General features: G+C 67.7%; 19 protein-coding genes. 10 read left to right on the forward strand and 9 right to left on the reverse strand.

Annotation, left to right across the window (positions count from 1 at the left end):
* Positions 1-52 precede the first annotated feature (52 nt).
* The 10 genes from AC07WJ_RS32810 to AC07WJ_RS32855 all read left to right on the forward strand — a co-directional run bounded on the left by AC07WJ_RS32810 (position 53) and on the right by AC07WJ_RS32855 (position 16121).
* Entirely contained in the window at positions 53-907 is an 855-nt protein-coding gene (locus tag AC07WJ_RS32810) for an ABC transporter substrate-binding protein (RefSeq protein ID WP_494938928.1), read from the forward strand.
* A 413-nt stretch (positions 908-1320) separates the two neighbouring features.
* Positions 1321-2025, forward strand: a complete 705-nt coding sequence (locus tag AC07WJ_RS32815; protein ID WP_494938929.1) for a lysophospholipid acyltransferase family protein — start codon at positions 1321-1323, stop codon at positions 2023-2025.
* Between the two features lie 249 nt (positions 2026-2274).
* Positions 2275-3060 carry an IclR family transcriptional regulator gene (locus tag AC07WJ_RS32820; protein WP_494938930.1) on the forward strand — a complete coding sequence of 262 codons (786 nt, stop codon included), beginning with the start codon at positions 2275-2277 and terminating at the stop codon, positions 3058-3060.
* On the forward strand, positions 3057-6884 hold the full coding sequence (locus AC07WJ_RS32825) for a hydantoinase B/oxoprolinase family protein (RefSeq protein WP_494938931.1): 3828 nt from the start codon (positions 3057-3059) through the stop codon (positions 6882-6884). The genes AC07WJ_RS32820 and AC07WJ_RS32825 overlap by 4 nt, the downstream gene beginning before the upstream one ends.
* Before the next feature lie 96 nt (positions 6885-6980).
* Complete coding sequence (locus AC07WJ_RS32830) at positions 6981-8609, forward strand: OPT/YSL family transporter (RefSeq protein ID WP_494938932.1); 1629 nt, start codon at positions 6981-6983, stop codon at positions 8607-8609.
* 40 nt (positions 8610-8649) lie between these two features.
* Positions 8650-9582 carry a DUF1177 domain-containing protein gene (locus AC07WJ_RS32835; RefSeq protein WP_494938933.1) on the forward strand — a complete coding sequence of 311 codons (933 nt, stop codon included), beginning with the start codon at positions 8650-8652 and terminating at the stop codon, positions 9580-9582.
* 11 nt (positions 9583-9593) lie between these two features.
* Positions 9594-10274: an AroM family protein gene (locus tag AC07WJ_RS32840; RefSeq protein WP_494938934.1), complete on the forward strand. Its 681-nt coding sequence runs from the start codon at positions 9594-9596 to the stop codon at positions 10272-10274.
* A gap of 696 nt (positions 10275-10970) precedes the next feature.
* Positions 10971-12155, forward strand: a complete 1185-nt coding sequence (locus tag AC07WJ_RS32845) for an efflux RND transporter periplasmic adaptor subunit (protein WP_494938935.1) — start codon at positions 10971-10973, stop codon at positions 12153-12155.
* A gap of 12 nt (positions 12156-12167) precedes the next feature.
* Positions 12168-15359, forward strand: coding sequence for a multidrug efflux RND transporter permease subunit (locus AC07WJ_RS32850; RefSeq protein ID WP_494938936.1), 3192 nt, complete (start codon positions 12168-12170; stop codon positions 15357-15359).
* A gap of 105 nt (positions 15360-15464) precedes the next feature.
* Positions 15465-16121, forward strand: coding sequence for a TetR family transcriptional regulator (locus tag AC07WJ_RS32855; protein WP_494938937.1), 657 nt, complete (start codon positions 15465-15467; stop codon positions 16119-16121).
* A gap of 421 nt (positions 16122-16542) precedes the next feature.
* On the opposite strand, the gene AC07WJ_RS32860 is transcribed toward AC07WJ_RS32855, so the two are convergent.
* From AC07WJ_RS32860 to AC07WJ_RS32900, 9 genes are all read right to left on the reverse strand, one after another.
* On the reverse strand, positions 16543-17550 hold the full coding sequence (locus tag AC07WJ_RS32860; protein WP_494938938.1) for a Bug family tripartite tricarboxylate transporter substrate binding protein: 1008 nt from the start codon (positions 17548-17550) through the stop codon (positions 16543-16545).
* A 107-nt stretch (positions 17551-17657) separates the two neighbouring features.
* The gene (locus AC07WJ_RS32865; protein ID WP_494938939.1) at positions 17658-18482 is read right to left on the reverse strand and encodes an enoyl-CoA hydratase/isomerase family protein; all 825 of its coding nucleotides are present in this window, start codon (positions 18480-18482) and stop codon (positions 17658-17660) included.
* A 66-nt stretch (positions 18483-18548) separates the two neighbouring features.
* Positions 18549-19973: an MmgE/PrpD family protein gene (locus AC07WJ_RS32870; RefSeq protein WP_494938940.1), complete on the reverse strand. Its 1425-nt coding sequence runs from the start codon at positions 19971-19973 to the stop codon at positions 18549-18551.
* Between the two features lie 71 nt (positions 19974-20044).
* Complete coding sequence (locus AC07WJ_RS32875) at positions 20045-21238, reverse strand: CaiB/BaiF CoA transferase family protein (protein WP_494938941.1); 1194 nt, start codon at positions 21236-21238, stop codon at positions 20045-20047.
* Between the two features lie 108 nt (positions 21239-21346).
* Positions 21347-22099: a GntR family transcriptional regulator gene (locus AC07WJ_RS32880; RefSeq protein WP_494938942.1), complete on the reverse strand. Its 753-nt coding sequence runs from the start codon at positions 22097-22099 to the stop codon at positions 21347-21349.
* 82 nt (positions 22100-22181) lie between these two features.
* Positions 22182-23462 (reverse strand): TRAP transporter large permease, encoded by a 1281-nt coding sequence (locus AC07WJ_RS32885; RefSeq protein ID WP_494938943.1) that lies wholly within the window; start codon positions 23460-23462, stop codon positions 22182-22184.
* A 12-nt stretch (positions 23463-23474) separates the two neighbouring features.
* Positions 23475-24059: a TRAP transporter small permease gene (locus tag AC07WJ_RS32890; protein ID WP_494938944.1), complete on the reverse strand. Its 585-nt coding sequence runs from the start codon at positions 24057-24059 to the stop codon at positions 23475-23477.
* Positions 24060-24179: 120 nt separating this feature from the next.
* Positions 24180-25175: a sialic acid TRAP transporter substrate-binding protein SiaP gene (locus tag AC07WJ_RS32895; protein WP_494938945.1), complete on the reverse strand. Its 996-nt coding sequence runs from the start codon at positions 25173-25175 to the stop codon at positions 24180-24182.
* A 127-nt stretch (positions 25176-25302) separates the two neighbouring features.
* Positions 25303-26028, reverse strand: coding sequence for a GntR family transcriptional regulator (locus AC07WJ_RS32900; protein WP_494938950.1), 726 nt, complete (start codon positions 26026-26028; stop codon positions 25303-25305).
* Positions 26029-26482: the final 454 nt, after the last annotated feature.

Here is a 26482-nt window from a genome sequence, read left to right on the forward strand (position 1 = left end):
TCCCGGCGGCTGCCTGGCCCGGACGGTCCGGCCAGGCCCGTGGGGACCTTTGATGACCAGCATTCTGTCGCGCCTCGCCCTTGCCGGCGCCGCCTTGCTTCTCGGCCATGTCGCGCCCGTCATGGCGCAGGCCCAGGCGCCGATTCCGCTGCCCGATGCCATCCGCAGCGCCGGCACCATTCGGGTCGGCATCGAGGCGACCTATCCGCCCATGGCCTACAAGGACCCGGCGACCAATGAGCGCCGCGGCCTGAACGTCGATCTGGTGACGGCCATCGCCAAGGAGCTCAACGTCGCCATCCAGTGGGAGGAAATGACCTTCGAGCAGCTGATCACCGGCATCACCGCCGGGCGCGTCGATTTCAGCGGCAGCTCGATGACCGACCTGCCGGCGCGGCGCGAGAGACTGAGCTTCGTCGACTACATCTCGACCGGCCCGCAGATCTTCACCACCAGCCAGCAGGCGGGCGGCATCGCCAATCCGCTCGACATGTGCGGCAAGTCGATCGCCACCCCGCGCACCACCAATTATTTCCCGACGGCGCAGGCCTGGAGCGAGGCCAATTGCGTCGCCGCCGGCCGGCCGCCCATGCAGGTCATCGGCACCGCTGGCGCCGCCGCCAGCCGCGCCGACCTGCAGCAGGGCCGCGCCAACGCCGCCCTGCTCGGCGCCGAATATGTCACCTATCTGCGCCAGCAGAACCCGGGCGCCTTCGTGGCGGTCGGTGCGCCGATCGGCCGCAACCTCTCGGGCCTCGCCTTTCCGCGCGGCAATCCGGCCCTGCGCGACGCGGTCGCGGCGGCGCTGACGCGGCTCATCGCCAACGGCACCTATGCGACGCTCCTGAAGAAGCACGGGCTGGAAGCCCAAGCGCTCGCCGAGATCACCATCGACGCGGGGCAGTAGACAGAACTCCGAGGCGGGCACCTCCACATGGAGGGTGCGCGACCCAGGCCTCTCTCTTCACGGAACCGCCGGCGGCACATTGCCGGCACACCGCTTTCCACCTCGTCCTGGCCGTGCTTGTCACGGCCATCCACGACTTTCGCGACCAAGGCAATTCGTGGATGGCCGGCACAAGGCCGGCCATGACGGATGGGGCGGCAATGCCGCACATGAGTTCTTCCGTCGGGGCCGAGGCGGAATCGCTGGTCCGGTACGGGGCTTCGAAGGTGCCAACCCTTCCCATCCCCCGAATCTCGCCCATCCGCCTTGCCCATGCCGAAATCGCCAGTGACATAGCGTGTCTGCCTGCCTATGGGTGGCGCTTCACGTGTGGCACTCTGCCGATCCGGCGGGTCGAAGCTCGGTCGGGACAGATGCTCACCATTCGCTCGAAGACGTTCGACATTCTTTTCGCCCTCTGGACGGCCCTGTTCGGCACCTTCATTCCGGTCCTCATGCTTATCCGCTCGCCGCGCCTGGTGCGGGCGGTGTCGCGGGCCTGGGTGCGCGGCGCGCTGTTTCTGCTGAAACATGTGGTTGGCCTCGACTATGTCGAGCGCGGCCGGGAAAACCTTCCCGCCGATCCCTGCATCGTGCTCAGCAATCACCAGTCGACCTGGGAGACGCTCGCGGCCAACGTACTGTTCCCCGAGGTCGCCGTCGTCGCCAAGATCGAACTGTTGAGGGTGCCGGTGTTCGGCTGGTACCTGCGCAACCAGCCGATGATCACCATCGACCGGGAGCTCGGCACCCAGGCGCTGCGCCGGATGATCGATGGCGCCAAGACCGCGCTCGCCGAGGGCCGCCCCGTGCTGGTCTTTCCCGAGGGCACGCGCAAGGCGCCGGACGAGCCGATCGATTTCAAGCGCGGCGTCGAGATGATCTATTCCAAGCTCAACGTGCCGGTGCTGCCGGTCGTGATCAATTCCGGCAATTTCTGGGGCATTTCCGGCGGACCCAAGCGCGCCGGCACCATTATCGTCTCCTATCTGCCGACGATCCCGCCCGGCCTCAGCGGCAGCGAGATGGTGGCGCGCGCGACCGCCGCCATGGAAGCCGAACGCCTCAGCATCGGCTGAGCCGCGCCTCCGCGGCGCCGCAGCGGACATTCCACCATCGCCTGAACGCCCGCGCGATCGAAACCGCGCGTTTTGGCGGTCATTTGGCGCATCCGGGCCCGGTTGCATGCCCATCCCGCTGCAAGCGCGCGACCATACGAACAAATCCGGAGACGGCATCCAGCGTTTGACAGCGCGGTGATATCCACATTAATTTCATATTATACAACTCAAGTTCCAATTTATGGAACAAAGAAGGGCGTGGTCCGCATGTCCATCCTTTCCAGCGCCGCCGACGTGCTCCGCTGTTTCTCCGTCACCCGCAACGAGCTGACGGTGACCGAAGTGTCATTGGTGCTCGGCCTGCCGAAGAGCAATGTGTCGCGGCTCTTGCGCGCCATGCGCGATGCCGGCTTTCTGGAGACGGTGGGCGAGACCAAGCGCTACCGGCCGGGCCTGCTCCTGCACCAGACCGGCCACATCTATCGGTTCGCGACATCGCTGATCGACCGGACCGACGCTGTGGTGGCGCGGGTCGCGGGCGAGATCGGCCATACCGGCTATATCAGCATGCGCCGCGGCGGCGAGGTGGTCGGCATCACCGTCCATCCGGGACGCAACATCCTGCGCGTCGTTTCCACCATTGGCGACCGCATCGCGGCCTTTGCCAGCAGCACCGGCCGCGCCCTGCTCGCCCGGCTGCCCGACGACGAGGTGCGCAAGCTCTATGCCCAGGGCTTCGTGCCGCCGTCGGCCACCGCGCCGCAGACGCTCGACGACCTGATCACCCGGCTCGGCGCGATCCGCCGGGCCGGTTTTGCCGAATCCCATGACGAGGCCGTGCGCGGCGTCGGCGCCATCTCGGTGGCGGTCGGCGATCCCGTCACCGGCGACGAGGCGGCGCTGTGCATTTCCTATCCGGCTTCGACCGTCACGCCGCACGAGCGGACCGCCATCATCGCCGCGCTTGGCGAGGGGGCCGCCGAGATCGCCACGGTGATCGGCGACAAGCGTTTCATTCCCGTGAGATTTCCTATTGAGGAGAAGAGCTTATGACCCAGCGCTGGCGCATCGGCTTCGACATCGGCGGCACTTTCACCGATTTCATCCTCTATGACGACGCCGAGAAGTCGGTCCGCCTGCACAAGCGGCTCACGACGCCGCACGACCCCTCGGAAGCCGCCCTGATCGGCCTCGAGGAGCTGGTCGCCATGGCCGGCATCACGCTTGGCCAGGTCTCCGAGATCGTCCACGGCACGACGCTGGTGACCAATGCGGTGATCGAGCGCAAGGGCGCCAAGCTCGGCCTGATCACCACCCGCGGCTTCCGCGACATCCTGGAAATGGGCACCGAGCAGCGCTACGACATCTATGACCTGTTCCTGGCCTTTCCCGAGCCCTTCGTCGCCCGCGACCTCAGGCTGGAGGTCGACGAGCGGATCGATCGCGACGGCCAGATCGTCACCGGTCTGGACGAGGCGGCGGTGCGCGCCGAGGCCGGGCGGCTCGCCGCGGCCGGCTGCCAGGCGATCGCCATCTGCTTCCTCAACAGCTATCGCAACCCCGCCCACGAACAGGCCGCCGGGCGCATCGTGCGCGAAGCCTTCCCCGAGCTGACCGTGTCGCTGTCGAGCGAGGTGGTGGCCGAGATCTGGGAATATCAGCGCTTCGTCACCACCTGCGCCAATGCCTATGTCCAGCCCTTGATGCACAGCTACTTGGCGCGCCTGCAGCGCGAGCTGGAGGCCCGCGCGTTCGGCGGCGCGCTGCGCCTGATGCATTCGGCCGGCGGCCTGGTCTCGCCCGAAACCGCGCGCACCTTCCCGATCCGCTTGCTGGAAAGCGGCCCGGCGGGTGGCGGTCTCGCCACCGCCCTGTTCGGTGAGCTCGCCGGCCACAAGGACGTGATTTCCTTCGACATGGGCGGCACCACCGCCAAGGCCTGCATGATCGAGAACGGCCGCGCCGAGGTCACGCAGATGATCGAGGCCGGCCGGGTCAACCGTTTCGCCAAGGGTTCGGGCCTGCCGATCAAGGCGCCGGTCATCGACATGATCGAGATCGGCGCCGGCGGCGGCTCGATCGCGGCGATCGACGAGGTCGGCCTGCTGAAGGTCGGCCCGCATTCGGCCGGCTCCGATCCGGGCCCGGCCTGCTACGGCATGGGCGGCACGCGGCCGACGGTGACCGACGCCAATCTGGCGCTCGGCTATTACGATCCCGGCTTCTTCCTCGGCGGGCGCATGGCGCTCGACGCCAAGGCTGCCGCGGAGGCGATCAAGACGGTCGCCAAGCCGCTCGGCCTGTCGGTCGAAGAGGCCGCCTGGGGCATCCACAAGGTGGTGGTCGAAAGCATGGCCGCGGCCGCCCGCGTGCATCTGGTCGAGAAGGGCAAGGATCCGCGCCGCTACGCCATGGTCGGTTTCGGCGGCGCCGGCCCGGCCCATGCCGCCGACGTCGCCCGCGTGCTCGGCGTCAAGGAAGTGATCATTCCGCCGGCCTCGGGGGCGGCCTCCGCCCTCGGCTTCCTGGTGGCGCCGCTCTCCTTCGACATGGTGCGCTCGCTGCCGGTGGAGTTCTCCGACGGTTTCGACGCCCCCGGCGTCAACACCCTGCTGACCGAGCTCGAGGCCGAGGGCCGGCGCCACCTGATCGCGGCCGGCGTCAAGGCCGCCGACATCACGGTCGAGCGCAGCGCCGACATGCGCCTGGTCGGCCAGATGCACGACATCGCCGTGCCGCTGCCCGGCGGCCCGATCAGCGCCGCGAGCCTCGGCGCCATCCGCGAGGCTTTCTCGGCCGTCTATTCGGCCCGCTATACCTCGGTCTATGAGGGCGCCCGGCTGGAGGCGATCAATTTCCGCGTCCGCTGCGCCGGTCCCGCCGCGACCCTGTCGCTGTCGGGGGCGGCCGGTGGCGGCGATGCCGGCGCCAAGGTGAAAGGCACGCGGCGCGCCTGGTTCGACGGCGGCTGGCAGGAGGCCACCGTTTATGACCGCTACGCGCTGCGCCCGGGCGACAGCCTCGCCGGGCCGGCGATCATCGAGGAGCGCGAAGCCACCACCATCGTGCCGCCGGGCGACACGGTCACGGTCGACCACGTGCTCGACCTGATCATCGCCATCGGCCAGGCCGACGCGGTGGAAACGGTGATCACGGCCGACATGCCGGTGGCGGAAGCCGCCCGCCGCATCGAGGCCGACCCGATCGCGCTCGAGATCATGTGGAGCCGGCTGGTCAATGTCGTCGAGGAGATGTGGCTGACCGTCTGCCGCACCGCCTTCTCGCTGGTCATTTCGGAAGCCCAGGATTTCGCCTGCGAGCTGCTCGATCCGGAAGGCGAGACGCTGGCCCACAGCCCGCGCGCCATGCCGGTGTTCAACCTGACCTTGCCGCGCGCGGTGAAGGCTTTGCTGGCGCGCTACCCGGCCGAGACGCTGAAGCCCGGCGACGTGCTGATCACCAATGATCCCTGGCTCTGCGCCGGCCACCTGTTCGACATCGCCGTCGTGACGCCGGTGTTCATGGGCGACCGCGTGGTCGGCCTGATGGGGACCGTCGGCCATGTCTCCGATATCGGCGGCACCAAGGACAGCATGCGCGCCCGCGAGATCTACGAAGAGGGCTTCCAGATCCCGCCGATGAAGCTCTACGAGGCGGGACGGCCGAACGACACCCTGCTCCGGCTGCTCGGCGAAAACGTCCGCAATTCCGAACAGGTGCTGGGCGACCTGCACTCCTTCGTCGCTTCCAATGCCATCGGCGCCGAGCGGCTGGCCTCCTTCATGGCCGATTACGGCATGCAGGACCTGCGGGCGCTCGCCTCGGTGGTGCAGAACCGTTCGGAAAAGGCGATGCGCGATGCCATCGCCGCGCTGCCCGACGGCACCTATCACGGCACGGTCACCAACAACCCGCTGGGCACGCCGATGACCTATCCGCTGGCGCTGACGGTGAAAGGCGAGACCATCGAGCTCGACTTCGCCGGAGCACCGGCCCAGCTTGCCCAGGGCGGCCTCAACTGCACGCTGAACTACACCACGGCGCATGCGACCTATCCGCTGAAATGCATGCTGACGCCGAATGTCCGCGGCAATGCCGGCTGCTACCGCGCCTTCACCGTGAAGGCGCCCGAAGGCTCGATCCTCAACTGCGACAAGCCGATGGCGGTCAATCTGCGCACCCGCACCGGCTGGTACATCGCGCCCAACATCTTCCGGGCGCTGTCCAAGGCGGCCCCCACCCAGGTCCAGGCCTTCACGGGCCTGCCCGTCGCGGCCAACGTCTATGGCCGCGACCGCGCCGGCGACACCTACTCCGACATGCTGTTCATGGGCGGCGGCCAGGGCGGCTCGGCCCATGGTGATGGCAAGTCGGGCCTGCTCTACCCGACCTCGGCGGCCAATACCTCGATCGAGACCTTCGAGGCGCGGGTGCCGGTGCTGGTGATCGAAAAGACCTATGTCGCCGATTCCGGCGGCGCCGGCCGGCATCGCGGCGGCCTCGGCCAGACGGTCAAGCTGCGCAAGCTCGTCGATGACGGCTTGCCGACCCTGGTCTCGGTCTATCCGGAAGGCGTCAACAACCCGATCCCCGGCCTGTTCGGCGGCAAGGCCGGCGGCGGCGCGTCCGGTCGCGTGCTCGACGACACCGGCCGCCTGATCAAGGATTGCGGTACCGGCGAGCTGGTCCAGGTCAACAAGCCCGGCGAGATCGTCGAGGTCATGCTGGCCGGCGGCGCCGGCTATGGCGATCCGGCCGAGCGGTCGCGCGAGGCGGTCGCCGACGACGTGGCGCTCGGGCTGGTCACGCCGGAAGCGGCGCGGCGCGACTATGGCGCCGAGGGCATCGAGCCGCGGCGCGCGGTCGCCGCAGAATAGCCAGGCAGTCCCATTGCATCGGCAGCCAGCATGAGACCGGCCGGTCGCGCGCAGACGCGATCGGCCCATCAAGACAAAGACCAGGGGATCTTCCAGATGAACGAGACGCAACAGCCGGCGCCGGGAGAAACCTCCCAGCGCCACCCGAGCCTGTTCGACCCGGCGACCTTCGTGCTGATCGGCATACTCTCGATCTTCGGCGCGATCATCGGCATGCAATTGCTGGTCTCGCTCGGCGTCACCGCCAATACCTCGCTGATCGGCGCCATGGCCGCCATGGCGCTGGCCCGCGTGCCGGTGGGGCTGTTCATGCGCTATCGCTCGATCCATGTGCAGAACCTGGCGCAGAGCGCGATTTCCTCGGCGACCTTCGGCGCCGCCAACAGCCTGTTGCTGCCGATCGGCGTGCCGTTCCTGCTCGGCATGCCCGAGCTGATCCTGCCGATGTTCATCGGCGTGTTCCTGGCCATGCTGCTCGACGGCTACCTGCTCTACCGCATGTTCGACAGCCGGGTGTTTCCGGCCACCGGCGCCTGGCCTCCGGGCGTCGCCGCGGCCGAGGCGATCAAGGCTGGCGACGAGGGCGGCCGCAAGGCGGTCCTGATGGGCATCGGCGTGGCGTTCGGCGTGGTCGGCGCCTTCTTCAAGATCCCGATGTCGGCTTTCGGCGTCGCCTTCATCGGCAATATCTGGGCGCTCAGCATGTTCGGCATCGGCCTGCTGCTGCGCGGCTATTCCGGCGACCTGTTCAACAACACGCTGTTCGCGACGCTCATCCCGCGCGGCGACCTGATGGCCGCCTATATCCCGCACGGCTTCATGATCGGCGCCGGCATCGTCGCCCTGATCCAGGTCGGCCAGCTCCTGATGCATCGCGACAGCGCCGCGGCGGCCGAGACCGCGGGCCGGCCCGATACCGAGGTCCGGCGCGCGCTCGGCCTCGGCACCGCGGGCTATCTCGCCATCGCGGTGTTCCTGGCGATCGCCGGCGGGCTTGCCAGCCACATGCCGTTCGGCATGCTGGTCCTGTTCGTGCTCTACGCCGCTTTCGCGGCCTATGTGCATGAACTGATCGTCGGCCTCGCCGCCATGCATTCCGGCTGGTTCCCGGCCTTCGCGGTGGCGCTGATCACCCTGATCATCGGCATGCTCATCGGCTTTCCGATGCCGGCGCTGGCGCTGCTCGTCGGTTTCTCGGCCGCCACCGGCCCCGCCTTCGCCGACATGGGCTACGATCTGAAGGCCGGCTATCTGCTGCGCGGCAATGGCGCCGATCCGGCCTTCGAACGTGACGGACGCCGCCAGCAGCTGTTCGCCGCCATGCTGGCCTTCGCGGTCGCCGGCCTTGTCGTCTATTTCAGCTACCAGACCTATTTCGCGCAAGGACTGATCCCGCCGGTCGACCGGGTCTATGTCGCGACCATCAAGGCCGGCGTCGCCCCTGGCGTCGCCTGGTCGCTGTTCCTCTGGGCGATCCCCGGCGCCATCCTGCAATTCGTCGGCGGACCGAAGCGCCAGATCGGCGTTCTCTTCGCCACCGGCCTCCTGATCAATTTCCCGATGGCCGGCTGGGCCGTTGCCGCCGGCATCGCTGCGCGGCTCGTCTGGGAGCGGCTGCGCGGCAAGGACAGCGACGGCGACATGGAGGTGTTCGCCGCCGGCACCATCGCCGGCGACGCCCTGTTCAGCTTCTTCGACTCGGTGATCAAGAACTTCCGGCGCTGAGCCTCGACCCCCAACGCTTCCAACCGCCAAGGAACGAACGATGAGCCTTTCGCAAACCCTCCAGGTGTTCGACGCCTTCGACAGCGCCTTCGCCTCGGGCCAGACCGTGATCGATCTGTTCGCGCGCTACCCGGACGCCCAGGTCAGCGTGCGGGAGATCAGCGGACCGAAGGGCAAGACCGACTTCGTCAAGATCGTGCTGCCGGGCGCGACCGGCCTGACCCGCGGCGGCACGACGCCGACGCTCGGCGTGGTCGGCCGGCTCGGCGGCATCGGCGCAAGGCCGAGCCGGATCGGCCTGGTCTCGGACGGCGACGGCGCGATCGCGGCGGTCGCCACCGCGCTGAAGCTCGCCGACATGCAGACCAAGGGCGACGCGCTGCCCGGCGACGTCATCGTCACCACCCATGTCTGCCCGGACGCCCCGACCCGGCCGCACCAGCCGGTCGATTTCATGGACTCGCCCATCGAGACCGAGGACATGAACGCCCAGGAGATCCTGCCCGAGATGGCGGCGGTGCTGTCGATCGACACCACCAAGGGCAATCGCATCCTCAATCACAAGGGCATCGCCATCTCGCCGACGGTGAAGCAGGGTTACATCCTGCGGGTTGCCGAGGATCTCGTCCGGATCATGGAAATGACCACCGGCCGACCGGCCGTGACCTTTCCGATCACCACCCAGGACATCACGCCCTATGGCAATGGCGTCTACCACCTGAACAGCATCCTGCAGCCGTCGATCGCGACCGCGGCGCCAGTGGTCGGCGTCGCCATCGCGGCGGAAAGCGTGGTGCCCGGCTGCGGCACCGGTGCCAGCCATGAGGTCGATATCGCGCTCGCGGTGAAATTCGCGGTCGAGGTCGCCAAGGAATTCACCCGCGGCACCTGCCATTTCCACGACGCCGCCGAATATGAGCGGCTGATCGCACTCTACGGCTCGCTGGCGCATCTGCAGAAGCGGCAAGGTTGAGGCAAGAGATCATGACCCATCGCAAGCTCGGAACGCTCACCATCGGCCAGGCGCCGCGCGCCGACATCACGCCGATCCTCGATGCCCATGTCGACGGCGCGCTGCCGCGCATTCACGCCGGCGTACTCGACGGCCTGACCCGGGGCGAGGTCGCGGAACAATTCGCGCCGCGACCGGGCGCGCCCGTGCTGATCACCAAGATGCTCGACGGCAGCACCGTCATCATCGACAAGCAGGCGACCGAGGCGGCCGCCCGGGGCCGTCTCGCCACGCTCGAGGCCGAAGGCTGCACGACGATCCTGATGCTCTGCACCGGGGCCTTCGAGACGCTGCATTGCGAGCGGGCGCGGCTGGTCGAGCCGGACCGGATCCTGCCACCCACCGTCGCCGCGGCGATCCAGGACGCCCAGGTCGGCATCATCGTGCCGTTGGCCGAGCAGATCGGCAGTGAAGCGGTGAAATGGGCGGCCCTGCCGCGCCAGCCGATCTATGCCGCCGCCTCGCCTTATGCCGCGGATCAGGGCGCGCTGGAAACCGCCGCGCGTGATCTCGCCGCGCGCGGCGCCGATATCGTGCTGATGGACTGCATGGGTTTCGTCGAGCGGCATCGCCGCATGGTCTCGGCGGCGAGCGGGCTGCCGGTGATCCTGTCGAACGCGCTGATCGCCAAGGTGGTGTCGGAGATCGTCTGAGCCGGTTGATGAAGCGCTGGTTGCGGGTGCGGCCATGATGTGCCGCGCCGGCATCGCCGGCTAGGCCTGGGGGCTTTTCGCGAGCTTTTGTCGGCGCGGAAATTCGGCTGATCCGCGCCTGGCCGGTGTGGCACCGGCAGGCCTTGGCGGAAGCGAAGTCGTGGATGCCCGGGACAAGCCCGGGCAAGACGAGAATTGTCCTTGGAGCGACGAGCGCCGGACCGAGCGCATGCGGGGGCCGCGCCGTGGCCCGGCCCGCCATGCGAGCAACACATCGTCTTGGCCGGGCTTGTCCCGGCCATCCACCACTTCAGCCGCATGTCTGGATGTGTCTCGACGGCCGGCCTGCCCTTGATGCGGCGCCTCGATCCGACACAAGCGAGCACCTGAGGCTCGCGCTTCCACCGCGGAATTGACCGGCAGCGGCGCCGCAAACCGGCCCCCGCGACGATCCGTCGCCGCGCCGAACACGACACGAACGCAGGCCTCCGTCAGTAACGCTCCCCGGCGCGGCGAGCCGCCCAGCTTGACTATTGCACCGCAATATACATACATACGTGTCTGTATATCACGTCCCGCGCCTGTCATTCTCACGACCGCGAGACGATCCCGCCTTTTCAAGCCGCCCGTGCAACGAGCGGCTTTTTCGTCTTTTGCCCGTCAAACCGCGCGCCCGCGCCCTTTCCTGGATCCACCATGCGCTTTCAACCCTCGCGAATCATGATGCCGATCGCCTTCTCGCTCAGCCTCGTGCTGGTCGGGTGCAAGGATGGCCAGCAGGCCCAGGGCCATGCCATGCCGCCGGCGCCGGTGGCGGTGTTCACCGCGGCGCCCGAGGATATCCCGATCACCAACGAGCTGCCCGGCCGCATTGCGCCGACGCGCATCGCCCAGGTCAGGCCCCGCGTCTCCGGCATCGTGGTCGAGCGCGTGTTCCAGCAGGGCACGGCGGTGAACGAGGGCGACGTGCTCTACCGGATTGATCCGGCGCCGTTCCGTGTCGAGGTGGAGCGCGCCCAGGCAACCCTGCAGCGCGCCGAAGCGACCCGCATCCAGGCCCAGCAGCAGGCCGAGCGCTATGAGCAGCTGCGCGCGCGCAATGTCGCCAGCCCCCAGCAATATGAGAGCGCGGTGGCGTCCCTCGCCCAGGCCGACGCCGATGTCGCCAGCGGCAAGGCAGGCCTCGCCGCCGCCCAGCTCAACCTGCAATATACCAATATCACCGCGCCGATCCGCGGCCGGACCGGCCGGGCGCTGGTGACCGAAGGCGCGCTGGTCGCCGCCAACGGCGCCGAGCCGATGACGATCATCCAGCAGCTCGATCCCGTCTATGCCGACTTCACCCAGTCGGCGACCGACCTGGTGCGCCTGCGCCGGGCGCTCCAGGCCGGCGCGCTGACCGCCACCGGCCAGGACGAAGCCCGGGTCCGGCTGCTGCTCGACGATGGCAGCCTCTATCCCCATCCCGGCCGCCTGCTGTTCTCGGAAGCAACCGTCGACACGACCACCGGCCAGGTCACCCTGCGCGGCGAATTCCCCAATCCGAACGGTGACCTGCTGCCGGGCCTCTATGTCCGCGTGCAGATCGAGCAGGGCGTCCAGCGCGGCGCCATCGCCATCCCGCAGCAGGCGGTGCAGCGCGACAATGCCGGGCGGGCGCAGGTCTATGTCGTCAAGGAAGACGACACGACCGAGCTGCGCACCGTCACGACCAATCGCGTGGTCAATGGCCGCTCGGTCATCAACGAGGGCCTGAAGGCCGGCGAGCGGGTGGTGGTCGACGGCTTCCAGCGCCTGCGCCCCGGCGCCAAGGTCAAGGCGACGGCCTGGGTGCCCCCGGCCCAGACGTCCGCCGCGGCCAGCAACAGCACCGTTCAGTAAGGTCGGCACCTCATGCCCCAATTTTTCATCGAACGCCCGATCTTTGCGTGGGTCGTCGCGCTCTTGATCATGCTGGCCGGCGCGATCGCCATCCCGCTGCTGCCGATCGCGCAATATCCGACCGTCGCGCCGCCGCAGATCTCGATTTCCGCCAGCTATCCCGGTGCCTCGCCTGAAAACGTCTATCAGGCCGTGACCCGGCCGATCGAGGAAGAGCTGAACGGCATTGTCGGCCTGCTCTATTTCGAATCGACCTCGGACACGTCGGGTTCGGTCGACATCACCGCCACCTTCCAGCCCGGCACCAATCCGGCCCAGGCCGCGGTCGACGTGCAGAACCGGGTTCGCCGCGTCGAGCCGCGCCTGCCGCGCTCGGTCGCCCAGCAGGGCGTCCAGGTCGAACAGGCGAGCTCGAGCTTCCTGATGGTGGTCTCGCTGACCTCGTCCGACGGCTCGGTCGATGATATCGGTCTCGGCGACTACATGATGCGCAACATCATCGGCGAGGTCCGTCGCGTCCCCGGCGTCGGCAAGGCGCAGCTGTTCGCGACCGAGCGGTCGATGCGCATCTGGATCGATCCGGACCGGCTCGTCGGCCTCAACATGACCGCCGGCGACGTGGTCGCCGCGATCACCGCGCAGAACGCCCAGGTTGCCGCCGGCAGCATCGGCGCCCTGCCCAATCCGATCACCCAGCAGATTTCCGCGACCGTGCTGGTCAAGGGCCAGCTGACCACGCCGGAGGAGTTCGGCGCGATCGTCATGCGTGCCAATCCCGACGGTTCGGCGGTCCGGCTGCGCGACGTCGCGCGTGTCGAGGTCGGTGGCCTGTCCTACAGCTTCTCGTCGCGCCTGAACGGCAAGCCGAGCGCGGCCATCGGCGTCCAGCTGTCGCCGACCGGCAACGCCATGGCGACGTCGGAAGCGGTCAAGGCGCGCCTGAAGGAGCTCGCGGCCTATTTCCCGCCGGGCGTCGAATTCTCGGTGCCCTACGACACCTCGCCCTTCGTCAAGGTGTCGATCGAGAAGGTGATGGAAACGCTTGCGGAAGCCATGCTGCTGGTCTTCCTGGTGATGTTCCTGTTCCTGCAGAACTTCCGCTACACGGTGATCCCGGCGCTGGTGGTGCCGGTGGCCCTGCTCGGCACCTGCGCGGCCATGCTCGCCTTCGGCTTCTCGATCAACGTGCTCACCATGTTCGGCATGGTGCTGGCGATCGGCATCCTGGTCGACGACGCCATCGTCGTGGTCGAGAACGTCGAGCGCATCATGGCCGAGGAAGGCCTGTCGCCGAAGGAAGCGACCAAGAAGGCCATGGGCCAGATCACCGGCGCCATCATCGGCATCACCCTGGTGCTGGTCGCGGTGTTCATTCCGATGGCCTTCTTCCCCGGCGCGGTCGGCGTCATCTACAAGCAGTTCAGCATCACCATGGTGGTGTCGATCCTGTTCTCGGCCCTGCTGGCGCTCAGCCTGACGCCGGCGCTCTGCGCCTCGTTCCTCAAGCCGGTGAAACCGGGCCATCACGAGAAGCGCGGCTTCTTCGGCTGGTTCAACCGCTCGTTCAACCGGACCTCGCATGCCTATAGCGGCTTCGTCGGCAAGCTGATCCGGCGCGCCGGGCGCTACATGATCATCTATGCCGCCCTGCTCGCCGGGCTCGGCTATCTGTTCGTCCGGCTGCCGACGGCCTTCCTGCCGAATGAAGACCAGGGCTATGTGATCGTCAATTTCCAGGCGCCGTCGGATGCCACCGCCAACCGCACGCTCGACGCCATCAAGGCGGCGGAAAAGCACTTCCTGGCCGAACCGGGAGTGGCGCGGATCATCGCGATCTCGGGCTTCAGCTTCTTCGGCACCGGCCAAAACGCGGCGCTCGCCTTCGTCACCTTGAAGGACTGGAGCGAACGCGGTCCGAACGACAGTGCCGCGGCCATCGCCATGCGCGGCAGTATCGCGCTGTCGCAGGTGCGTGACGCGATCGTCTTCGGCCTGTCGCCGCCGCCGATCCAGGGCCTGGGCAATTCCAACGGCTTCGCGTTCCGGCTCCAGGCCCGTGCCGGCCAGAGCCAGCAGCAGTTGGCCGAGGCGCGCGACCAGTTGCTCGGCGCGGCCCAGAAGAGCCCGATCCTCAGCCAGCTGTTCGTCGAAGGCCTGCCGGACGCCGCCCAGGTCAACCTGATCATCGACCGTGAAAAGGCCAATACCTTCGGGGTCACCTTCGCCGACATCAACGCCACCCTGACCACCAATCTGGGCTCGGCCTATGTCAACGACTTCCCCAATGGCGGCCGCCAGCAGCGCGTCCTGGTTCAGGCCGAGGCGGCCAGCCGCATGCAGACCGCCGACCTGCTGACGCTGAATGTGCGCAACACCAATGGCGGCATGGTGCCGCTGTCGGCCTTCGCGCGCATCGAGTGGCAGCGCGGCCCGTCCCAGATCATCGGCTATAACGGCTATCCCTCCGTCCGCATCAGCGGCCAGGCGGCTCCCGGCTATTCGTCGGGCGACGCCATCACCGAGATGCAGCGGCTCGCGGCCGAACTGCCGGTTGGCTTCGGCTACGAGTGGACCGGCCAGTCGCTGCAGGAAATCCAGTCGGGCTCGCTGGCGCCGCTGCTGATCGCGCTGTCCTGCATCCTGGTGTTCCTGTGCCTGGCGGCACTCTATGAGAGCTGGTCGATCCCGATCGCCGTCATGCTGGTCGTGCCGCTCGGCGTCATCGGCTCGGTGCTGGCGGTGACCATGCGCGACATGCCGAACGACGTCTATTTCAAGGTCGGCCTGATCGCGATCATCGGCCTCTCGGCCAAGAACGCCATCCTGATCATCGAGTTCGCCAAGGACCTGCGTGCCGAAGGCAAGAGCCTGTTCGATGCGACCATCGAAGCGACCCATCTGCGCTTCCGGCCGATCATCATGACTTCGCTCGCCTTCGCGCTCGGCGTCCTGCCGCTGGCTTTGGCCAGCGGCGCCAGCGCCGGCAGCCAGCAGGCGATCGGTACCGGCGTGCTCGGCGGCATGATCACCGCAACCGTGCTGGCGGTGTTCTTCGTGCCGATCTTCTTCGTCGTCATCTCCACCCTGTTCGGTGGCGGCGACAAGGCGAAGGGCGGCGCGCCGGCCACGGGCGAGCCTCCCCGCGCGCCAGCCGAACAACCGGCCACGGGCGCCGGGCAGCCGGCGCCGACCTCGAACCACTGAGGTTCGGGCCAGCATTGCCCCGAGGCGGCCGCCACAGGCGGCCGCCCGCGCGCAAGCAGAGATGAACTGCCCCTCTAGACCGCTTGGCGGAGACAGGACGGCGCCGTGCGCAGGACCAAGGCCGATGCCGGAGAGACGCGGCAGAGCATCATCGATGCCGCCGAACGCCTGTTCTTCGCGAATGGCGTGGCGGTGACCTCGCTTGAGCAGATCGCCGCCGAGGCCGGCGTCACCCGCGGCGCCATCTACTGGTATTTCGCCAACAAGACCGAACTCTTCATGGCGATGCACGACAGCGTGTCGCTGCTGCAGGAGGAGGTGATCGCCCGCGCCGTGGTCGAGGGTCATCCGGACCCGCTGGCGCTGCTGGAAAGCATCGCGCTGGAAAGCCTGCAATTGCTCGCCAGCGACCTGCGGCGCCAGCGCATCTACCGGATCATGACGCGCTGCGAATATCAGGGGGACCTGGCACGCGTCCTCGATCGCCAGCAGGAGGCGATGAAGCGGCAGCGTTCCCTGTTCGTCAGCGCCTTCACGCTGGCCGCCGAGAAGGGGCAGCTGAGCCCGTCCTGGCCGGCCGAGACCGCCGCCCGGACCTTCGACTGGCTGGTCTGCGGCATCGTCATGGAGTGGCTGCATTTCGACCAGCACTTCGAGCTGGTCGCCTGCGGCTCGAAAAGCATCCGCCGGATGTTCGACGACTTCCGGGCGACGGCCGGGCGGGCGGACGCCGGTATGCGCGGCGAGCGCCTGACCGCCTGATCGGCTCGGTGCCAGAGCACCTCGATCACGGATCGACCGATTTCAGTGCGGCCAAGCCGTGGATATCAGGGGCAAGTCCGGACAAGACGATGTGTGGGTTTCACGCCGTCCTCCGCCACGGCACGTGTCATGCGACGGTGGAGCCAGCGTGCTGGCTCGACGGCCTTTCTCGTCTTGCCCGGGCTTGTCCCGGGCATCCACGAATTTGACCGGCCATGGCAATGACGTCGTGGATGGCCGGGACAAGCCCGGCCAAGACGAGACCTTTCCTGGGAGCGTTTGGTGCTGGATCGACCGGACGCCGGCCCGGCACCGTGGCCAGGCACAGCATCGGGTCCAATATCATCCCGCCCTGTCTGCGCCTGATATCCGCAACTTGTTTGCGCCGAGGCCAACCCGTCCTAACCGCTGGGCGGTGGGACTAACCCGAAATCCGGATGCCGGTGCGCTCGGCGATCGCCTTGAAGCGTTTCAGCTCGGTCTCGACCAGCCGCACCGCCGCCTCCGGCGTGTTGAGGCCGGTCCAGGCTTCCATGCCGGCGCCGACGAAACGCTGCTTCAGCCCGTCCTGCAGGATGCCCTTGGCGGCCGCCTGGTTGAGGGCCGCGGTCACCGGCGCGGGCAGGCCGGCCGGCGCGTGCAGGAGGTAATAGATGTTCAGTTCCATCTCGGGCATGCCGGCCTCGACGAAGCTCGGTACATCTGGGAATTGCGAGAACCGGGTCGGCCCCGTGACCGCCAGCGCACGCACCATCTTGCCCTCGATCAGGCCGGCCGCCGAGCCGAGCGAAGCGACGCCCCAGGCCGTCTCGTTCTTGCCGACGCTCAGCACCGCGGGCGCGCCGCCGCGATAGGGAATATGCGGCGATTTCGCGCCGGGCCCGAGCGTATGGCGCAGCAGTTCGGCCGCGATATGCGGGATCGAACCAGCCCCGGAACTGGAGAAGCTCAGGCTTTCCGAACGCGGCGAGCGCAGCACGTCGAGCGCTTCGGGCAAGGTCCTGGCCGGAAAATCGGGGCTGACGATCAGCACCAGCGGCGAGGTGCAGACCGTCGAGATCCAGGTGAAATCCTCCACCGGCCGATAGCGCGTGCCGTCGACATGCATGCTCGGCCAGATCGCGAAGGACGAGGATTCCGACAGCATCAGGGTATAGCCGTCGGCGGCCTGGCGCCGCAGCCAGTCGCTGGCCAGCGTGCCGCTGGCGCCGGGACGGTTTTCGACGACCGCCGAGGCGCCGTTGAGCTCGACCGACAGGGCCTGGGCCAGGAGCCTGGCCGAGACATCGGTCGATCCGCCCGGCGCATAGCCGTTGATGATCGACAGCGGCCGGTCGGGATAGCCGCCGGCGCCGCGCGCGGCGGAAGTGAGAATTGGCGCGAGCCAGGGCGTGAGCGCCAGCCCCTGCAACAGATCACGGCGATGCATGACGTCCCTCCCTGAACCCCGGCTCTGTCCGGCGCCCGAGGCGGCCGCGGAACCGTTCTTTGTCTTGGTCGAACTCTCGGTACGAAATCTCCACGGCGAGGCGCCGGTCAACGCCCCTTGAAGACCGGCCGGCGCTTTTCGTTGAAGGCGAGCACGCCCTCGTGCCGGTCCTCGGTCGGCACCATGCGGTTATAGGCCTCGATCTCGAAGGTCAGGCCGTCGCGCAGCGACATCTGCAGCCCGCGATGGATCGACTGCTTGGCCTGGCGCACCGAGATCGGCGCGTTGCGCGCGATCACCGCCGCCGTGTTCAGCGCCGCTTCCATCAGCAGGTCGGTGTCGGCCAGCACGTCGTTGACCAGCCCCCAACCGGCGGCCTCCGCTGCGCTGAACGGCCTGCCGGTCAGGATCAGCTCCTTGGCGCGCCGCTCGCCGACCGCGCGCGCCAGGGTCTGGGTGCCGCCGGCGCCCGGCATGATACCGAGCGTCACCTCGGTCAGCGCGAAACGGGCCGTCTCGGCCGCATAGAGGAAATCGCAGGCCGCGGCGATCTCGCAACCGCCGCCATAAGCCGCGCCGTTGACCGCGCCGACGATGGGCACCGGGCAATCCAGGATGGCGCGGGCCATGCGCTCAAAGATGACGTGCTGGCGCGTCCAGGCCTCATCGGTCATGCCCCGGCGCTCCTTCAGGTCGCCGCCGGCGCAAAAGGCCTTGGCGCCGGCGCCGGTCAGGACGACGCACCTGATGTCGCCGGGATCGAGCGCGATAGTCTCGAAACAGCGCACGAGGTCGCGGCCCATCTGCGTGTTGAGGGCGTTCGACACGTCCGGGCGGTGCAATTGCACGACGACGACATGGTCGCGCGGCGCCGACAAACGCAGGGTTTCGAAATCCGCCGCGAGAAGCCCCGCCGCTTTCAGGTCCGTCATGGCAGCCGTCGCTCCCGCATCGGGTCGTTCGAGAAGGGTCTGGTGGAGCCTCGCAGCATAAGACGATCAGGCCGCTGAGACAGCGCTTCTCAAAGCAAGCAGCCAATCGCCGGCCCGCGGCAAGGCGGCGAGATCCGAGCCCTGGCCAAACAGCCGCAGGGCAAGGCCGCCGTCGATGCCGGGCGCTGCCCGCTGCAGGCAGTCGGTCCATTTCGCCGCGAGCTGTTCCGGCGTCAGCGGATCCTGCAGCGAACCGGGCGAAGCCTGGACGGTCCTGGCGTGCTTGGTGCCGTCGCGCAGCGTCAGCGTCACGGTGACCGGCGCACCGCCGACATCGGCGCCCTGCAGCGAGGTGCCGGCGGCCTCGACCACCATGACGTCGCGCAGGCGCGCCTGGATCTCGGGACGCAAGACGGCCGCGTCGGTGAAGCTCTTCAGGTCGATGCGGCCGTCGGCAAGGCTCGCCGTCACCGCATAGGGCGCGCTGAACAAGGCGTTGAGCCCCGATTGTGGGAACGGATGGATCAACGGCTTGGTGCCGCCGGGGGGCATGTCGACCCTGGCCGAGGCGACATCGGCAAGGTCGACATGGGCCTCGCGCACCAGCCCGAGCGTCGCCTCGATCATCTTGTGCAGCAGGTAGCAGCAGGGATAGCGCTTCTGCTCGAAGCCCGGCTCGCTGAGCACGAAAGGCGAGCCCAGCACCAGATGCCCGGGCCAGCGCTCGGTCTCGCCGCCGGAAAAGGCCTTGAGGAAGCCCTCCTGCTCGAAGGCCTCGGCCGCACCTTCGATGCCGGCGGCCGCCCAGCGCGCCGCCTTCAGGCCGTTCGACGCGGCGATGCCGACATGCAGCGACTTGACCATCGAGCCGAAATTCTTGCGCAGGCCGGAGGCAAGGCTCGCCGCGATCGCCAGGGCGTGAGCGGTGGCGGCAGGGTCGAGACGCATCAGCCGGGCGGCAGCGGCCGCCGCGCCAATGGTGCCGAGCGTCGCGGTTGCGTGAAAGCCGAGCGCATAGTGGCGAAAACCCATGGCCTGCCCCAGCCGGATCATCACCTCGGTGCCGATGGCCACCGCATCGACGAGATCCCGGCCGGACAGGTCCGGCCAGGGCAGCGCGCAGAGCGCGGCGCTGAGCACCGGCGCGGTCGGATGGCAGACCGAGAGCATGCTGACATCGTCATAGTCGAGAATATGGCTCGCCATGCCGAACAGCAGCGCCGCATCGTCGGCGCGATAGGCCGCCATCGCCCACAACGAGGCGACCTCGCCGTCCTGGCGCGGATCCAGGGTCGCCGCGAGACGCCTGACCGCCGGCTCGGCCCCGCCGGCGACCGTCACCGCGAGCGTGTCCAGGATCGCGGCCACCGCACGGCGCCGCGTGGCGTCGTCGACCTCGGCCTCTTGGATGAAGGCCGAGAGCCGCCCGGTCAGGGGCATCTCGTGATCCTCGCCGCCGAGCGGCGGGCGGGCGGCGGCCTGAGCGGGCATGGCTCTCTCCATGGCGTGAACCGGGACTTGGCGGGCCGAAACTTGGCGGGCGAGAATTTGGCGAGGTTGCATCAGCCGACCGCTCCGCGGCCGTGCAGCCGCTCGATTTCGGCCGCGTCATAACCCAGCGACGCCAGGATCCGGCCAGTGTCGGCGCCGAGCGCCGGCGGCGGCGCGCCGGCGCGGCTGCGCGCGCCATTGGCCTTCAGCGGCAGAGCCACGACCCGATGATGCGCCGCCGTTTCGATCGGCATGTCCTGGATGATGCCGGCGGCCCGAACCTGTTCATGGCCGAGCATCCCGGCCACGTCGTTCATCTCGCTGCACGGTGCACCCGCCTGCCGCAGCGCGGCGACGATGACGGCGGTGGTCCGCGTGGCCGTGACCGCCTCCAGCGCCGCCTTCAGGGCCTGCCTGTTGGCGACACGCTGCGGATTGGTGCTGAAGCGTGGATCACGCGCCAGGTCCGGACAGTCGAGGCCAGCGCAGACCTTGTCGAACAGGCGATCATTGCCGGCGGCGATGAAGACATGGCCGTCGGCCGAGCCGAACAATTCGTAGGGCGCGGTCATCGCCATGGCCGAGCCGAGCTTCTGCGGCAATTTGCCGGTGGCCAGATAGCTCGCCACGAAAACCGTCATCCAGCTGATGCCGGTTTCCATCAGGCTCGCCTCGACCAGCATGCCCGCACCGGACCTGGCGCGGTGCATCAGGCCCCCCATGATGCCGAGCGCGCCCCACATGCCGGTGCCCATGTCGATCAGCGACACGCCGACGCGCACCGGATCGTCGCCCGGGCTGCCTGTCGTGCTCATGATGCCGGTGAAGGCCTGCATGAGCGGATCGTAGCCCGGCAGCCCCTTCAGCGGTCCGACCTGCCCGAAGGCGCTGATGGCGCAATAGACGAGGCCTGCATTGCGGCTCTTGAGGTCGTCGAAACCGAGCCCGCGCGCCTCGGCGCTGCCCGGCTTCATCGAGTGCACGAAAACATCCGCGGTCGCCGCGAGGTCGCGCAGCACCTTCTGCCCGTCCGGCTGGTCGATATCGACGCAAATGCTGGACTTGTTGCGGTTGAGCGCCAGGAAGGTCGACGACTGTCCGCCAATCTCCGGCGGTCGCCAGTCGCGCGTATCGTCGCCGCGCCCGGGCCGCTCCACCTTGATCACCTCGGCACCGAGATCGCCGAGGATCTGCGTGCAGAACGGACCGGCGACATTCTGCGTGAAGTCGACCACCTTTACGCCGGACAAAATGCTTTCGAGCATTGGATCAGTCAGCCCCGATGGTCCCGGCGCGATCGGCCGATGCGCAAACCGCCTATTTGTTCGAACTTAATGGCAGGTGATGGGAACCGCAATCGGCCGCTCGGCGGATCAGGCCCGCTGGCGGAGCATGCTGCGCAGCGAATAGCGGCCGGCCGGATAGAGGTTGCGCGAGACCTCGAAAGTGGCGCCGGTATGGGCGACATAGCGGCGCGTCACCATCAGCGCCGGGCTGTCCGGTTCGGCGCCGAGCAATTCCGCGATCGGCCCCGGCAAAACGGCCGCGCCGACATCCTGCTCGACATATTCGAGCTTCAGGCCATGCTGCTCCAGCACGCGCTCGTAGATGGCGCGATCGGGCTCGCGGAGCCGGTCGCGCGGCGGCGCGAAGCGGTCCGGCACGTAGATTTCCGACCAGCACAGCAATTGGCCGTTGCTGCGGGTCGAGCGGACCCCGGCGATCCTGAGCCAGCGCGTGTCGGGCAGCCCCTGCAATTCCTCCGGCCCGCGCTCGGCCGTCGAGACGAAGCTCTCGTAGCGAATGTCGAGCAGCGTGTTCTCGGCGAAATCGAGCAGGCCGCGCAGGTCGCGCAGGCTATGGGCGTAATGCGCCACCGGCCGGCTCGACAGCACCACCGTGCCGGTCTTGCGGCGACGGCCGAGCAGGCCCTGCTCGGTCAGGATCTTCAGGGCCTCCCGCACGGTGTGGCGGCCGACCTGGAAACGGGCCTGCAATTCCTGCTCGGTCGGAAACCGGCCGCCGAGCGGATAGACGGCGGCGGCGATCTCGCCTGCGAGGAGCGCGGCGAGATCGCGGTGCCGGTGCGGGCCGGCGCCGGCCTTGTCGGTCAGGGCCGCGGCCATTGGTCGGGCATTCGCGTGAGGCATGGCCGGCATGGATAGGTCAAAACCCGTCGCGCGTCTCCACTCACGCGTTTCCTCCACGCTATTTCAGCATGCCCATATAGCGTGGCAGCCAGAGCGTCAGTTCCGGAATGAAGGTGATGGCCACCAGCGACAGGATCAGCGGAATGAGCCAGGGCAGGATCGCCACCGTCGTCCGCTCGACCGAGAGCCCGGAAATGCGGGCGAGCACGAACAGCACCATGCCGAGCGGGGGATGCAGCAGGCCGACCATCAGGTTGAGCGTCATGACCACGCCGAAATGGATCGGGTCGACGCCGACCTTCAGGAGGATCGGCATGAGCACCGGCACCAGGATACTGATGGCGGCGATGGTCTCGAGAAAACAGCCGACCACCAGCAGCAGCAGGTTGACCAGCACCAGGATGATATAGGGATTGGTGGTGATCGAGAGCAGCGCGTCGGCCGCCTGCTCGGTCAGCCGCGTCGTGGTCAGCACCCAGCCGAACAGCGAGGCCGCGGCGACGATGAGCAGCACGCCGGCCGTGGTCTCGATGGTGTCGAGCGTGACCTTGTAGAGCTGCTTCCAACTGAGCGAGCGATAGAGGAAGGCGCCGAGCATCAAGGCCCAGGCACAGGCGGCGATCGCCGCTTCCGTCGGCGTGAACCAGCCGAAGGTCATGCCGCCGATGATGATGACGGGCGTCATCAAGGCCGGCACCGCCGCGATGAAAGTGTAGCCCAGCACCCGCCAACGGAAGGCCTGGTCGCGGCCCATGCCGTATTTGCGCGCGCACCACCAGACATAGGCCATCATGAAGACGGTCATGACCAGGCCCGGAATGATGCCGCCGAGAAACAGCGCGCCGATCGAGACATTGGCCATCATGCCATAGATGACGAAGGGCAAGGACGGCGGAATGATCGGCCCGAGCGTCGCCGAGGCCGCGGTCACGCCGACCGAAAACTCGGTCGAATAGCCATGGTCCTTCATGGCCTTGATCTCGATCGTGCCGAGCCCCGCGGCGTCGGCGATGGCCGTGCCGGACATGCCGGAAAAGATCACCGAGCCGATGATGTTGACCTGCGCCAGGCCGCCACGCATCCAGCCGGCGATGGCCACCGCGAAGTCATAGATCTTGTTGGTGATGCCGGCCGAATTCATCAGGTTGCCGGCCAGGATGAAGAAGGGCACGGCGAGCAGCGGGAAGGAATCCAGCCCGCCGGCCATCCGGTGCAGGACCACGAAGTCGGGGATATGCGCGATGAAGTGCGTGTAGACCAGCGACGAGCCGGCCAGCGCGATGAACACCGGCAGGCCGGCGATGAGGGCGGCCAGGAAGATGAAGATGATGATGGTCATGGCGTGCCGCGCTCAATCGACGTCGGGAATGGAATGGGCGGATGGACGCCGGAAGCCGTTGCGGGCCTCGCGCAGCAGGTTCATGGCCTGACGGAACACCATCAGGAAACAGCCGATCGCGATGCCGCCATAAACCAGCGACATCGGCCAATCGATGACGGTCATGTAGAGGCCGTGCATGCGCTCGGTGATCAGGACGGAAAAATAGGCGAGCAGCGAGACGAAGAAGAGCTTGGTGATCTCGACCGCCGCGATCAGCACCCGCCGCGGCCAGCCGTCGCGCATGACGTTCATCACCAGCTCGACCGAGATATTGGTGTTGCGCCGCATCACCATGGCGCCGCCGACGAAGACCAGGATCATGAGCAGGTAGCGCGCGATCTCCTCGGTCCAGGCCAGGCTGTCGTTCAGCACGTAGCGGGTGAAGAACTGCAGGAAGATGATGAAGGCGAGCGCCCAGAACAGGGCGATCGACAGCCAATCCTCGAGGAAATATTCGACCGTCACCTCCTCGTCCTCGGCGACGATCAGATGGACGTCCTCGGTGGGCTCCGACGGCGCTCTCGCGAGATCCGTCACTTTCGCGACATCTGTCATGGCGGCAGTCCTGGGATCGGCATGCGTCAAGGGGCTGAGGGCGGCGGCACGAGACAGGCCGGCCGCTCTGCGCGCAGCGGCACCGGAGCGGCGGCGGACCGCCGCTCCGACGCGCCGGCGTCAACTCGACGGGGCAAGCGCCTGCAACGCGTCATATTCGGCGCGCGACCAGCCCGCGCCCGCCGCGGCGTCGTTGTGCAGCGGCACGGCGACCGCCCGGAAGGCCGCGCGGTCCGGCTCGATCACCGTCTTGCCGAGCTTCCTGAACTCCTCGGCCAACTGGCTTTCGGACGTCCGGATCGCCTCCGAGGCGCGCGCCGCGGCCTGCATCAGCACCTCCTGGAAGGTCGCCTTCTCGGCATCGTTGAGCTTGCTCCAGACATGGCTGCCGACGACCGAGACCAGTGATTCCGTGATGTGGCCGGTCAGCATGATATGGCTCTGAACCTCGTAGAACTTCTTGGCCATGATGGTCGGCAAAGGGTTCTCCTGGCCGTCGACCGTGCCCTGCTGGAGCGCCAGATAGACCTCGGCGAAGGCGATCGGCGTGGCGTTGGCGCCAACCGATTTGGTGAACATCAGGAACAGCGGCGCCGGCGGCACCCGAAGCTTCATGCCGCGCATGTCCTCGGGCTTGTTGATCGCCTTGTTGGCCGTGACGTGGCGGGCGCCGTAATAGGTCAGCGAGGTCACCTTGTGGCGGGTACGGCCCTCGTAGCCGGAGGCGATCTGCCGGAACAGCGGCGAGTCGCGATAGGCCTTCCAGTGATTGTAGTCGCGCAGAACATAGGGCGCGTTGGTGATCGCGATCGGCTTGTGGATCGAGCCGGCGAAGGCCACGCCGGTATAGATCATGTCGACGGTGCCGAGGCTCAGGCCCTCGTTGATCTGGTTCTCGTTGCCGAGCTGGGACGCCGGGAAGACGTCGATCTGGTATTTGCCGTTGGTGCGCTTGGCGATCTCCTGGGCGGCCCACTGCGCCTCGGTGTGATAGGCCTCGTTGGTCTCGTAGACATGCGCCCATTTCAGCTTGGTGGCTTGGGCGCGCAGCGGCGTCGCGGCGAAAGTGGCAAGGCCTGCGCCGGCGATGAGCGCGTTGCGGCGTGTGACGGTCATGAGGGTTCCTCCCTTGGGTTTCCTGCCTGGAATTTCTTGGCTTGAATTTCTTGGCTTGAATTCTTGGCCTGGGGCGGTTTTCCCGCCTCTCGGTGCACGGCGCCCTCTGCGGGGCGCTCGGCATGAATCAGGCGACGAAGCGTTCGATGGCCGCCGCATCCTCCTCGAAGTGATCGGGGTTGATCCGGCGGATCTCCGCCAGGTTGACGTCGAGACCGGCAATGTGCCGGCCCATGGCCTCGGCCGCGGCATCGGCGGCACGCGCCTCGATGGCGTCGAGCACGGCCTTATGTTCGTCGATGACCAGCGCCATGCGGCCGGGTTGCGGCAAGGTGAGCCGGCGGTAGCGATCGACCTGCAGCTTGACGTTCTGCACCAGCGTCCAGATCCCCGGAAAACCGCCGGCCCGTGCGATGGCCTCGTGAAAGGCCTCGTCCGCGCTGTGAAAGGCGTTCTGGTCGCCGGCGGCCGAGGCCTCGATCTGGCGCGTCAGGATGGCGCGCAGGCCGATGATCTGGCTGGCCGTGGCATTGGCCACGGCGGCCCGCACCGTCACCTCTTCGAGAGCCTTGCGCACGACGATGGTCTCGGCGAGCGCCGACAGCCTGATACGCGAAACATAGGTGCCGGCCTTCGAGACGACATCGATCAGGCCTTCGCCGGCGAGCCTCAAGATGGCCTCGCGCACCGGTGTGCGGCTGACGCCATGGGCGAGCGCAATGGCCTTTTCATTGACCTGGGAGCCGGGCTTGCGGGCGAGCGAAACGATGTCGTCGCGCAGCGCCAGATAAACCTCTTCCGCCGCCGTACGGCCGCGCGGCGCCCTGCCCCATCGTGGCTCATCATGCGACATCGCCACCTGCCCCTCCCAGGAACCGGAGCATGTATGCCTTATATATAAGACGCAAGCGCGAATTGCGCCGGCCGCCATTTTTGCGCGAGGCCGTCGGGCAGGGAGGGAGCTTTCGCAGGCATTTTTCAGGGAGCCTGAATGCGTGGCTCTTTGAGATCTCGCGCCGGAACCACCCTCACCTCTCCCCGGCGGGGAGAGGTCGGCGCGAATAGCGAGTGCGAACGCATCTCGTGTTCGCTCGATGCTATGGCGCCGGGAGAGAGGGCGTTGAGCATTCAGAACACGGCTTTGCGCGCTTCGCATGGTGCATTTTCGTCGAGCGCGTCGCCCCCTCTCCCGCCCCTCGCTGCGCTCCGGTCGACCTCTCCCCGCCGGGGTGTATAGACGGGAGACATCCGAGACAGGTGTTCGGAGACATCCGAGACGGTTCAATCATGGTGGTTTGTGACTGTGA

This window comes from Phreatobacter sp. GW821-FHT04C01 (assembly GCF_059420385.1).

Bases quoted from the DNA above. Each gene is read 5' to 3' on its own strand.
- AC07WJ_RS32890 (WP_494938944.1), bottom strand. From the start codon at position 24,059: ATGACAGATGTCGCGAAAGTGACGGATCTCGCGAGAGCGCCGTCGGAG.
- AC07WJ_RS32870 (WP_494938940.1), bottom strand. From the start codon at position 19,973: ATGCCCGCTCAGGCCGCCGCCCGCCCGCCGCTCGGCGGCGAGGATCAC.
- AC07WJ_RS32815 (WP_494938929.1), top strand. From the start codon at position 1,321: ATGCTCACCATTCGCTCGAAGACGTTCGACATTCTTTTCGCCCTCTGG.
- AC07WJ_RS32845 (WP_494938935.1), top strand. From the start codon at position 10,971: ATGCGCTTTCAACCCTCGCGAATCATGATGCCGATCGCCTTCTCGCTC.
- AC07WJ_RS32820 (WP_494938930.1), top strand. From the start codon at position 2,275: ATGTCCATCCTTTCCAGCGCCGCCGACGTGCTCCGCTGTTTCTCCGTC.
- AC07WJ_RS32825 (WP_494938931.1), top strand. From the start codon at position 3,057: ATGACCCAGCGCTGGCGCATCGGCTTCGACATCGGCGGCACTTTCACC.
- AC07WJ_RS32840 (WP_494938934.1), top strand. From the start codon at position 9,594: ATGACCCATCGCAAGCTCGGAACGCTCACCATCGGCCAGGCGCCGCGC.
- AC07WJ_RS32835 (WP_494938933.1), top strand. From the start codon at position 8,650: ATGAGCCTTTCGCAAACCCTCCAGGTGTTCGACGCCTTCGACAGCGCC.
- AC07WJ_RS32900 (WP_494938950.1), bottom strand. From the start codon at position 26,028: ATGTCGCATGATGAGCCACGATGGGGCAGGGCGCCGCGCGGCCGTACG.
- AC07WJ_RS32885 (WP_494938943.1), bottom strand. From the start codon at position 23,462: ATGACCATCATCATCTTCATCTTCCTGGCCGCCCTCATCGCCGGCCTG.
- AC07WJ_RS32850 (WP_494938936.1), top strand. From the start codon at position 12,168: ATGCCCCAATTTTTCATCGAACGCCCGATCTTTGCGTGGGTCGTCGCG.
- AC07WJ_RS32860 (WP_494938938.1), bottom strand. From the start codon at position 17,550: ATGCATCGCCGTGATCTGTTGCAGGGGCTGGCGCTCACGCCCTGGCTC.
- AC07WJ_RS32810 (WP_494938928.1), top strand. From the start codon at position 53: ATGACCAGCATTCTGTCGCGCCTCGCCCTTGCCGGCGCCGCCTTGCTT.
- AC07WJ_RS32865 (WP_494938939.1), bottom strand. From the start codon at position 18,482: ATGACGGACCTGAAAGCGGCGGGGCTTCTCGCGGCGGATTTCGAAACC.
- AC07WJ_RS32875 (WP_494938941.1), bottom strand. From the start codon at position 21,238: ATGCTCGAAAGCATTTTGTCCGGCGTAAAGGTGGTCGACTTCACGCAG.
- AC07WJ_RS32880 (WP_494938942.1), bottom strand. From the start codon at position 22,099: ATGGCCGCGGCCCTGACCGACAAGGCCGGCGCCGGCCCGCACCGGCAC.
- AC07WJ_RS32895 (WP_494938945.1), bottom strand. From the start codon at position 25,175: ATGACCGTCACACGCCGCAACGCGCTCATCGCCGGCGCAGGCCTTGCC.
- AC07WJ_RS32830 (WP_494938932.1), top strand. From the start codon at position 6,981: ATGAACGAGACGCAACAGCCGGCGCCGGGAGAAACCTCCCAGCGCCAC.